This window comes from Gluconacetobacter liquefaciens (assembly GCF_003350405.1).
Classification (GTDB): domain Bacteria; phylum Pseudomonadota; class Alphaproteobacteria; order Acetobacterales; family Acetobacteraceae; genus Gluconacetobacter; species Gluconacetobacter liquefaciens.
This window is the reverse complement of the sequence record NZ_QQAW01000011.1, coordinates 92887-103408: the sequence shown is the minus strand read 5'-3', so window position 1 is coordinate 103408 and position 10522 is coordinate 92887. Positions and strand designations below refer to the sequence as shown.

Genomic DNA, 10522 nt, shown 5'->3' with positions numbered 1-10522 from the left:
CGCGTCCAGGGGGCAATCATATACGTGTCCCACAGGGTCACCCCCAGAACGATCGCCAGCACAACGACGCTCAGGGTCAGAACCACGCGGATCAGTGTGCGGAAAAGAGGCATCGGACTCTCGGATCTTTCATGGCCGGCCCATCAGAACGACCGGATCGACAGGCGCGGACCGCAGAGCGCGGCCGGCGCGAACACCGAAAAACATGGCGACGCCGGGCCATCGCACTTCACCCCACATGGCGTCGCACCCGCCCCAGCAAGGGCGTATAGACCGGCACCGGCCTATCGAGCGGGCGATGCGCGTCCGGCATCTCCGGCGACAGTTGCAGCGGGCCATGCCGATGGAAAAAGCCGGGCACAGCCCGCAGGATATAGGCCGCCTGTTGCAGGCACGCGGCCCCCCGCCGCGCCTCCAGCCCCGCCGCGCCCTCACCGGCGCGCGCCAGGATCGCCTGCGCCGCGTCCACCAGTCCCCGCGCCGTCGCCTCCGGGTCGCGCAGCAGACCATCGAAGCCGCGCACGGCCGCACGCATCGCCTCAGCATCCACCACGTTCAGCGCAGGCAACTCCGCGATCCGCCGCGCCCGCACTACCAGCCGCCCCAGGGACACAGCCCCCAGCGCGGCATCGGTATAGGCCTGCCGCTCGTCCGGCCCCACACCGACCGAAAGCCGCATCGCCAGCCGCCAGATCTTCTGGATCTGCAAACCTTCCCACACCACCCAGTTCTCGGGCGCGACCGGCAGCACCAGCGCCAGCCGCCGCAACGCCCGCGACAGCGACCCCACCAGCCGCCCCGCATCCAGCCGGTCGTCCGGCGGCAGGATCACACGAAAGCCCAGCACCAGCAGCGCGGCGGCCGCCACAAAGGCCATCCATGTATTGGTCAGCGCGATGTCGTCGTAATGGATGGGATTGGACACATCGAGCATCGCGGCAAAGAACACGCCATAGCCGAACGCCCCGATCCCGTAGCGCGGGCTGAACTGCAACCAGATCCCCGGCGCGAGAAACATACACAGCGAAAACCACAGCAGCGGAAACCCGTCGATGCGCGGCAGCGCCAGCATGTGGCAGGCAATTCCCGCCGGCACCGACAGCGTGGTACCCGCCGCCATCATCACGCTGGAGCGCGAGGCCGAAGGCGTGGTCGCCACCAGGCTGGATGCGGCGACGACATACAGCATCAGCATCGGCCCGGCGCTCCAATGCAGCACATACCACAGCAGCCCGGCCAGCAGCGCGATCAGCCCGCCGCGCGCGCCGTTGCGCAGGGCGGTCGGCCAGTCCAGAAACCAGCGCAGCCGCACCCGGCGCGGCATGGAAGGCGCCATCACCATCCGGATCACGGCATCGAGCTGCACCAGCACGTCCCGCATATTGTCGATCGCCGACAGCAGTGCGACGTCCTGCACGGCCCGCTCGGCCACCGCCAGATCCTCCAGTGCCGTGGCAAGCGCGGCCAACACCGGCTCCGGCGTCTCGATCCAGTCCGCCCCGTCCGTTAGGTCCAGGATCTCGGCCATCAGCGACGCGACCCGTTCATGCAGGCGCCGCATCGGAGCCGCGTCGTTTTCCAGGTCGTGCCACAGCGGATGATAGGTGGCGACCACCCCCGCCAGCCCGCTCAACCCCACGCGCAAGGCATTCACCCGGCGCGAAATTTCGTATGTGTCGGCCGCCGCATATTCCACCGACGACATCAGGCCGCTGATCCGCGCCAGCAGAGTGCCCCGCCTGTCGTTCAGCGGCAGCGGCAGGGTGCGGAACCCGCCCAGCACCACCGGCTCGGCCGTCACCGCATCCGGCGACCGGCCGCCCGCGAACTGAAAGCGATGGAAATCCATGGCATACGCGATCACATCGCGCACCATTTGCCCCACCTGCGCCATCACCCGGTCGGGCCGACGCACCGACGTGACCATGAACACCACCGCCGTCGCGACGATCCCGACCGTCACCGCCGACAGCCGCGCCATGGCGCTGAGAAAGATACCGTCAGGGTCGGCATAAGACGGCCCGGCCACGATCACGATCGTATAGCCCGTCAGCACGGCGGCATAGGCGCGGAACAGCCGCAGGAAGGTCGCGACCAGACAGGCGAAGGCCACCACCACCGCCAGCATCATCGTATAGAGCACCGGCGACTGCGCCACGACCGCCATCAGCGCGACGGCGATGGTCGCCCCCAGCAGCGTGCCGATCACACGCCACATGCTCTTGGCCATCAGCGCCCCGACCGTGGGATTGGCCACGATCATCACCGTCGTCACCGAAGACATCGGGGATTCGAGCTGACAGAAGAACGAGCAGGACAGGGCCAGCCCAATCGCGGCAAAGGCCCGCAGGCAGAAGGCCGCCCGCCCCCGCACCTCGTGCCATTGCGCATCATTCGTCAGAAAGGCCGGCAGAATGCCCGCAGGGATAAGCATCGTCACGTCGTCTCGCCGCCGTCAGGGGCACCGACCGACGGCGACTGCCTGGCATTGCGCAGAATCTGCTCCAACCACGCGACCAGATCCGCGCTGTTCTCACCCGGCACGCCCGCCATCATCTCGACTTCCAGCCGGGCCGCGATCTCATGGAACTGGCGGCATTTGCGCCGCCCCTCCTCGGTAATGAACAGATTATTGGCCCGCCGGTCATCCGCATCGGGCCGGCGCTCCACCAGACCCGCCTCCTCCAGCAGGTCCAGCACCCGTACCAGAGCCGAGGTATCGGTATCCAGCGCCGCCGCCAGATCCCGCTGTGACGTGCCATCGGGCATCATCATCAGATAAACCATCGGCCGAAAGCCGGCGACGGTCATTCCGACCGGCTTCAGGTCGCGCTCAAGCCTCGTCCGCCACACCGCCCCCAGCCGCATGATACGAAAGGTGACGGACATGCCCGCAAAAGGGGATTCGTCGATTGCCAGCAGCGCGCGCGGGTCCGGCGCCTGCGGCCTGGTCCGTTCGCTCATGCAAGGTCCTACGTCTTCATAGCAATAATGGCCATGTCAACTAATTATATGAAAACGTTCTGTCTACCCCCTCCTTCGCCTCACGAACCCGTTATTTTCGGCGCAACGAGATCGTGCGGCCCGAAATCCTGACCAGTCTCTACAAAAGCTCCGGGATCAGACTAACGACCTGGCTGTGTTAGCAAGCGTCTCGGGTTCAGAGTCAGAATGCGATCAATGTCAGCATCCGCGATCTCGCGACGTTGCATCAGAGGGACGATATTCGCGAACATATGCTGATAGCCATGCCCACCGTACCGCAACAGGCGAGACTTGACACAGATATCATGGCTCAACAGGATCTGGTCGCCATAGCCACGTTCGAGCAATGCTTTTACTAGGCGAAGGCGATCCGCGTCATTGGGCAGATCGATATCCAGATTGGGCCAGTAGCAGGCATTTTCCCACCCAAACAAGTCAAACTCGAGAATACAGCCCGTATCGGCCAGGCGCAGTAAAGTCTCGATGTCGAAAATAGTCCGGTCCAGATGGCAAATAATACTTCTGGATATATCGGCACCATGCTCCCTCAGAAAGCCGACGATTTCCATCGGCTGATTTTCATGGCGTCCCGGATGGATCGTCAATGCCGCACCAGTTTCGTTCTGCGCGAGAATCGCCCCGAGAAGAACCCGCCGTTCGACATCCTTCCAAGGATATTCGCATCCTATTTCTCCGATGATACCGGCCTTGATATCCGTCCCCCAAGCGCCCGTCGCGACTTGCCCGACGATTTCCCGCGCAAAGGATTCCACCGGGCGCGATGCATTGTCCGGATCCTGATAGGCATCGACGTAGTGCCCACATCCCATCACGACATGGACACCCGATGCTTCGGCGATCCTCTTCAGCGCCAGAGGGTCGGGCCCCAGTCCCCCAACCGTCAGTTCAACAAGAGCCATGCCGCCGGCAGCACGCATTTCCCGCAATTCATCAATGGCAACCCCTTCGTCACAGAGACGGAAATTCGCGATATCCCGCTTCTGGCCCCAATTGAGCTTGAAATTGTCCTTGGGATCGATGTCCTTCCTCGAAAGAGCACCGTAATTCTCCACCTTCGCACGCTGCGCCGGCGAATTCAGATCGATGATCAAATGCTCATGCATCAGGGTCGGCCCAAGACATTCAGGCGCGATGCTCCCCAGAACGGTCTGGATGAACCCTCTCGACATTGCCACCTCGTCAGAATGCGGAAGAAAGAGAAACAAGCGCGGCAAACCCGCTTCCCACGGTATAGGTCGGACTGCCGGCCGCGATCGTCGTCCCATGGATACCCTGACGGGCCTTGGCCGTAGTCGCATATCCGTTGATTCCGGAACGATAGGCGCTATCTCCGATATTGAGGAGATTCAACTGCACCTGAGGATAGCGGAACCTTGAAAAGGAATGAAAGCGATATCCCAATGTCAGGTTTGATGTCGTATAGGCCGGCAGTTTCTGATCATCCATAAATGTCGAATATTGCGAGCTGACATAATTGAACGTGAAGTTCCCGAACATCGACCCGTCATCATATTGAATGCCAACCGCACCAGTGAATTTCGGACTGGCCACAAGGATCTTTCCCGCCGTCGGAAGCGCGTCGTTTCCCACCTTGTAGTTATTGTCCATCGTCGCGTGCAGATACTGCGCCGAAATATAGGGGCTCAGATGATGCCACTGCCGGAGTCCGATTTCGGCCTGCGCACCACGGGAGGTCACCCCCCCCCCGATATCAATGACGGACGAGACAAGATATGTTGAATTCGGAGCGTAACGGCTCGAAACGACCTGATAATTCGTCATGTTGTTGTTGAACAGCGCCATGGAAAAATTGACGAATCCCGTATGCCGATAGCCTATCTCCTCACTGATGGCATATTCCGGCGGAACCATGTTCGGAACCTGCGTCGGCGTCGGCGAAGACGGGCTGTAGAGATTAAGATATGCGAAATTTCCCGCGGCCGGCTTGAAGGCCGTCGAACCATTCACATAGATCTGGTTATGCGGGTCGATATCGAAGGACCCCCATACCTGCGGCAAGGGCTCGAAGAAACTCGGTGTCACCCGCGGTACCGACGCGCCCGGCACCTTGTTGAGAGCATCGAAGTGAACCATCGACGCACGCAGTCCGGCCCCCACTTTCAGGCGGTTACCCAGCAACGAGAGGCTTTCCATGAGATAGAAAGTATTGATCTGCTGAGTGATAAAGGAATCGGCCGTCACCAGCTTACGCCCATCGACGACAATGGGCTGGGTGCCGGTGCTGTTGGGCGCCTCCCCCGTCGCGCTCACGGCCGAATAATTGTAGATCGAACTGCGGGTCGTATAGGAGTACCAATATCCAAACGTCAGATGGCTGATACCATGATCCCAATTCAGGGCAATGTTCTGGGCCGCCGTTCGGTCTTCGTACGGATTGCCGAGCTGCGCCGTCACCTTGCCATTCTGCGCCGTATTCACCGGCAGCACATCGTAGCGCTGGTTCCCGATATATCCGTTCTCGTACGGAATGCTCGAGCCGGCCGACGCATAACCCCAGTTCCGCACAAGATAGGGTGTGAATTTCAGTCGCAACTCCCGAGCAATATGGAAGTTCATCGGTGCCACGAGGTATTCATAGTTCACGGCACGCGCATTCAATTTATAATACGCTGTATCGCCCGGATAGTATTGCCCATTGTAGGTCGCACTTCTTCCGTATTTTTCCCATACGGCCTGGGTCGGCATATAATTGTAGGTCGCGTCCTGCTGGGAAAATCCGAAAATGGCATTGATGCTGTTACCATCGCCCCATTCCTTGACGAACTTGGCATTGACGAGATACCGGCGGGTCCTTCCGGGTCCCATCCACATATTGCTTGAGGTATGAGAGAAGGATACAAACCCACGCACCCCGCTGTTACCAATCTGTCCCGTCTCCAGGCGAAGAAATTCCTTATTCAGAGCGCGCGTTCCACCGGTTACCGACAGATATGCACCTGCACGCGCCGATGGATTGATCAACGTGGAAGACACTTCACCACCGACAGCATTGAAGACCGGGCTTTCCATATCCGGCGATCCCTGCGTTACAGTGACGCTTCCCAGATTTTCCGGATCCACCATGGCGGCCGAATAACTATAATAGCTGATCGGATCGGCCAGCGGAATGCCTTCCAGCAGGAAGCCGATGCGTGTCGCGTCGAAGCCACGGATGTGAATATTGTCCTGGTTCATGTTGGTCGGCCCCTGGCTAGCAACATTCACACCAGGAAGCTGGGAAATTAACGACGTCACACTCGCTGTTGCACTCTGCTTGGCAATAAAGTCGCGCGTCACGCCGCCTTTGGACTTCGCTGCGGTCTGATGAGGCATCATCCCACCACCCGGCGTGGTATTGGTCACGCCGTTTGCCGATCGGATACCGGCTGAAACGGAAACCACCTCCGGCACCTTCTCAGTGCTGTCGCCTTTGGATGCGCCTGCCCCACCGTGCTGACCAGCGCCCCCATGACCCTTTATCGAGGACGAGGCACCAGGCACCGTAGCGGCATCGGCTGCCCGACTGACGCCCAGCGCGAGCGTGCAGGCAGAAAGCAGGTAGGCCTTCAAGAGAGACGACCGACGCTTGTTATACATTCCTACCTCGTTACGATTTTCCAACAGCAACGACATCGCGGGATTCTGCCCGCCTTCATCGGCTGCGTTTCAGGAAACTCTTTCGTTCCGGTAACGGGATGCCCTGTCTCCGGCACCCAGCCACCGAAATCCGTGCGATGATCTGGCGTGTCATGACAGCGAAAGCGTGGCACTTTCCCGCCGAACACATTCCATGACCCTATCGAAACGAGATTTAATTGTCTACCGGATAATTATTGATTCCGACAAAAAACATCCCCAAGGCGGGATCATGATATTTTATCGTTTTAAATTAATGTATTAATGAATTTTCTCGTTCAAATTACCCTGAACGAATCCGGCGCATCCGCCTTGACATATCATTATCCATCGGACAATAACGTGAGGCACAAACGTGCAGGCCCCTCATTGGGCCTGCAACAGGTGCTCCAGACCCTGGATAACAACGAACACATAACGGTTGAAGCTCGTATCAAGGGGCACGGTAATGCCATTCTCCCACCGGAGAATGAAATGGCGATTCGCCAGGCTCTCCCGATACCGTGCAAGGTGGGGATATGACGTTTCATCAATATCTGCGACCGTCTCACGCATGCTTTCCGCCCAGTCCGCATAATCATCTTCCGGAAGGGCCGCATGTTCCATCGTGACAAAGCCGAGCTGTGCCGCAATGACCACATCGAATGCGGACAGCAGTTTCTCCCCGATAAAACCGGCCCCTTCCAGAACCCCGAGCAACCGGTCGGCAAGCATCAGGTCGGCGCCCCGGTTCGACAGAAGCTGGGATGCGATCAACGGAGCGATGCGCGGATGGCGGCGAACGACCGAGCGATAGCTGTGCAGCAACTCCGCGATCCACCCCTTCCAGTCGGAAGGCGGCGTGCGGGGGTCGACCCCTTGCGTGCAATGATTGACGACAGCGGACAACAGGGCGTTCTTGTTCGACAAATGCCAGTATATGGCACGAGGAAAGACGCCCAGTCGTTTGGCGAGCGTCCGGACGCTGAACTGCTCGAGCCCGATCTCGTCGATCAGCGCCACCGCCTCCTGCAGGATATTCTCCTTGGTCAGGGAATTCTCCTGCTTGGGCCTGCCCCTTCGGGCTTTTGCTTCCAACGCTTCCATACGCTTCCCTCTGGCAGTCCCATCGCGGCGGCTACAGGCATTTCGATCATCACGCGCCCGATGTGATGATCCTTACCGATCACGACCCAGGAAGACAATCTATGTCCCCACACCCGTCACCTGTTCCGGTCGATCCGGCACGTATACGGCACAGGCTGCAACAGGCGGAAAAACGATATGTCGAGCGGCATGAAGCCAGCCGCGCATCGTGGAAGCTGGCCGAACTGGCCATGCCCGGCGGAAATACGCGCACATCCCTCTGGTATGATCCGTTCCCGCTGTGCTTCGTTCATGGCCATGAATGCTACGTCAATGACGCCGACGGCCATGATTACATTGATTTCCTCGGGGAATATACGGCCGGAATCTATGGGCACTCCCCCCGCATCATCCAGGACGCGATCAACGAAGCCGTTTCAAACGGGATCAACCTGTCCTCGCACAATGCTCTCGAAGGCGCATTCGCCAACCTGCTGACCCAACGGTTCAGGAGCATGGACCTTCTCCGTTTCACCAACTCGGGAACGGAAGCCAACCTGATGGCAATGACGGCAGCCCGCGCCGTGACGGGGCGCGAGAAGATCCTGGTCTTCCGCAATGGCTACCATGGCGGCGTGCTGTCCTTTACAGGCGCGACCTCCCCTTTCAACGCACCCTATGACTTCCTCATGGGAACCTATAACGCGATCGAGGAAACGGCGGATCTGATCACCACGTTCGGCAGCCAACTGGCGGCTGTCCTGGTCGAACCGATGCAGGGCGCGGGCGGATGCATACCCGGCACGACCGAATTCCTCGCCATGCTCCGCCAGATGACCGAGCACTACGGCATTGCCCTGATTTTCGACGAAATCCAGACCGCACGCCTCGCCTTCGGCGGCCGGCAGGCCCAAATCGGAATCTATCCCGACCTGACAACCATCGGCAAGTTCTTCGGCGGCGGCATGGCATTCGGCTGCTTCGGCGGTTCCGAGCGCTTCATGTCCATTTTCGATCCCCGCCGGCCCGATGCGGTCCCCCATGCCGGTACGTTCAACAACAATACAATCACCATGAGCGCCGGATATACCGCGACACGCCATCTTCTGGGCACCGCCGCGCTGGAAGAATTGAACCGCCGGGGAGACGCGCTGCGCGAAGCCATCCGCCAGATTTTCAAAGAGGAAGACATGCCCTTCTCTGTCACGGGCCTGGGTTCGCTGATGACGATTCATCCCGAGGTCTCGAGAGAACATCAGGCGATCCTCCGCAAGTTCCTGTTCTTTTCGATGGTCGAACAGGGCATATATTTCGCGCCACGCGGCCTGATCGCCCTGTCATTTCCCATCAGTGCAATCGACATCAAAAAATTCCTCGACGCACTGCGCAGATTTTGCACTGAATATCATTCAGCCTGACAGCATCCGGCCGCACGATGATCCACCGCCCGGGAGGCAAGGAATCCCCATGACGAAGCGTATCGACAGCGATCGGTTCACGTCTCTCCAGACCGGGCTCGTTACATTCTTTCTGACATTATGCTACATTTTTTCCATCCTTGATCGTCACATCATCTCTTTTCTGTCGTCGAGCATCCGGCGGGATCTCCATATCGACGACTTTCATTTCGGGTTGCTGCAAGGTTTTGCCTTTTCCATCTTCTACGCAGTAGCCGGCATTCCAATCGGCTGGGCCGTGGACCGGACTCGGCGCTTTCGCATGATTGCAGTCGCTCTTCTTGTCTGGAGCCTTCTCACCGTTGCGTCTGCCTACGCACAGAATTTTTCGCAGTTCGCGGCATTGCGGGCCGGGGTCAGCATCGGTGAGGCCGTTCTTACACCAGCCGCATTCTCGATCCTGACGCAAAATGCTCCCCCCCCGGCTGTTTCCCCTCTGCACGATGTTCTATGGTCTGGCAGTACCCGTGGCCTCTGCCCTGGCCGCATCAACGGCCGCTTTCTTTCTTCATGACAGACAGGGGCACCCGTGGCATCTCCCTCTCTTCGGCGCGATGCCAGACTGGGGTGCCGTCCTGATCTGCGTCGGCCTGCCGGGAATCCTTCTCGCGATCCTCTCATTGCGCATCCGCGAACCTAAGAGGCCAACGTCGCAAAAGTCGGTGACGACACAGGGAAGCGGCGCGGAATTCCTGCTTTTTCTGAGGACTCGCGCCCGGCTGAATGGCGTTTATACGCTTGCCATGGCGCTCGCCGTATCCGTCAATTACAGCCTTACCGCCTGGAATGCCGTCATTCTCAGCCGCGTCTTCGGCTGGTCGCCCGCCATGATCGGAAAGATCTTTTCTTCGATGGGCTTGGCCTGCGGAGTTTTCGGCTGCCTGCTCGCTGGCCTGGTGTCGCATATGCTGGTCAAGCGAAACATGATTCCATCCATGCTGCATCTCGCTCAGATTTCTTCGGGGATCATGTGCCTGTGCGGCCTAGCCATGCCCTTCGTCGCCAACGGTTGGCAATATTTTGCAATTGCATTGACCGGGGCCATCATCGCGCCGCTCCTATTCACCCTCGGTCCGACACTGCTCCAATTCATGACGCCTCCCGCCTTGAGCGGCCGCATGACCTCCTTTTTCATGCTGGTGGTTATCGGGCTGGGCGCCGGCGGAGGCCCCTCCCTCGTCGGTTTCCTGAGTTCGTCGGTCTTCACGAGTGCGCGGCTAAACACGGCACTGGGCAGCGTCGTTGCGGGCGCCAGCCTCCTGGCCGTCGTCGGCTTCACGATATCCTACCGGTCGTTCACCACGCATCTCGCCGGCACCAATGCCGTCCCCTCCCGCACATCCCCAGTCAGGAGCTGA

General features: G+C 59.6%; 8 protein-coding genes and 1 pseudogene. 3 read left to right on the top strand and 6 right to left on the bottom strand.

Features of this window, described 5'->3' with window-relative positions:
- The 6 genes and pseudogenes from C7453_RS15995 to C7453_RS15970 form a co-directional block, all read right to left on the bottom strand.
- Positions 1 to 113 (bottom strand): annotated as a pseudogene (locus tag C7453_RS15995) (efflux transporter periplasmic adaptor subunit); the annotation flags it as partial.
- A 116-nt stretch (positions 114 to 229) separates the two neighbouring features.
- Positions 230 to 2434, bottom strand: coding sequence for an FUSC family protein (locus tag C7453_RS15990; protein ID WP_114728773.1), 2205 nt, complete (start codon positions 2432 to 2434; stop codon positions 230 to 232).
- 2 nt (positions 2435 to 2436) lie between these two features.
- Positions 2437 to 2964: a MarR family winged helix-turn-helix transcriptional regulator gene (locus C7453_RS15985; protein ID WP_174788012.1), complete on the bottom strand. Its 528-nt coding sequence runs from the start codon at positions 2962 to 2964 to the stop codon at positions 2437 to 2439.
- 161 nt (positions 2965 to 3125) lie between these two features.
- Positions 3126 to 4220, bottom strand: a complete 1095-nt coding sequence (locus C7453_RS15980) for a phosphotriesterase family protein (protein WP_211311087.1) — start codon at positions 4218 to 4220, stop codon at positions 3126 to 3128.
- On the bottom strand, positions 4186 to 6639 hold the full coding sequence (locus C7453_RS15975) for a TonB-dependent receptor (protein ID WP_114728769.1): 2454 nt from the start codon (positions 6637 to 6639) through the stop codon (positions 4186 to 4188). The genes C7453_RS15980 and C7453_RS15975 overlap by 35 nt, the downstream gene beginning before the upstream one ends.
- A gap of 369 nt (positions 6640 to 7008) precedes the next feature.
- Positions 7009 to 7728: a TetR/AcrR family transcriptional regulator gene (locus C7453_RS15970; protein WP_114728767.1), complete on the bottom strand. Its 720-nt coding sequence runs from the start codon at positions 7726 to 7728 to the stop codon at positions 7009 to 7011.
- A 101-nt stretch (positions 7729 to 7829) separates the two neighbouring features.
- On the opposite strand from C7453_RS15970, the gene C7453_RS15965 reads away from it, so the two are divergent.
- From C7453_RS15965 to C7453_RS15955, 3 genes are read left to right on the top strand one after another with little or no spacing between them, the layout of a single operon-like run.
- A complete protein-coding gene (locus tag C7453_RS15965) occupies positions 7830 to 9125 on the top strand; it encodes an aspartate aminotransferase family protein (protein WP_170143255.1) in 1296 nt (431 codons plus the stop codon).
- A 49-nt stretch (positions 9126 to 9174) separates the two neighbouring features.
- On the top strand, positions 9175 to 9678 hold the full coding sequence (locus C7453_RS19720) for an MFS transporter (RefSeq protein ID WP_114728763.1): 504 nt from the start codon (positions 9175 to 9177) through the stop codon (positions 9676 to 9678).
- Positions 9632 to 10522, top strand: coding sequence for an MFS transporter (locus C7453_RS15955; RefSeq protein WP_170143254.1), 891 nt, complete (start codon positions 9632 to 9634; stop codon positions 10520 to 10522). Before C7453_RS19720 ends, C7453_RS15955 begins: the two co-directional genes overlap by 47 nt.

Bases quoted from the DNA above. Each gene is read 5' to 3' on its own strand.
- C7453_RS15990 (WP_114728773.1), bottom strand. From the start codon at position 2,434: ATGCTTATCCCTGCGGGCATTCTGCCGGCCTTTCTGACGAATGATGCG.
- C7453_RS15985 (WP_174788012.1), bottom strand. From the start codon at position 2,964: ATGAGCGAACGGACCAGGCCGCAGGCGCCGGACCCGCGCGCGCTGCTG.
- C7453_RS15975 (WP_114728769.1), bottom strand. From the start codon at position 6,639: ATGTCGTTGCTGTTGGAAAATCGTAACGAGGTAGGAATGTATAACAAG.
- C7453_RS15970 (WP_114728767.1), bottom strand. From the start codon at position 7,728: ATGGAAGCGTTGGAAGCAAAAGCCCGAAGGGGCAGGCCCAAGCAGGAG.
- C7453_RS15965 (WP_170143255.1), top strand. From the start codon at position 7,830: ATGTCCCCACACCCGTCACCTGTTCCGGTCGATCCGGCACGTATACGG.
- C7453_RS19720 (WP_114728763.1), top strand. From the start codon at position 9,175: ATGACGAAGCGTATCGACAGCGATCGGTTCACGTCTCTCCAGACCGGG.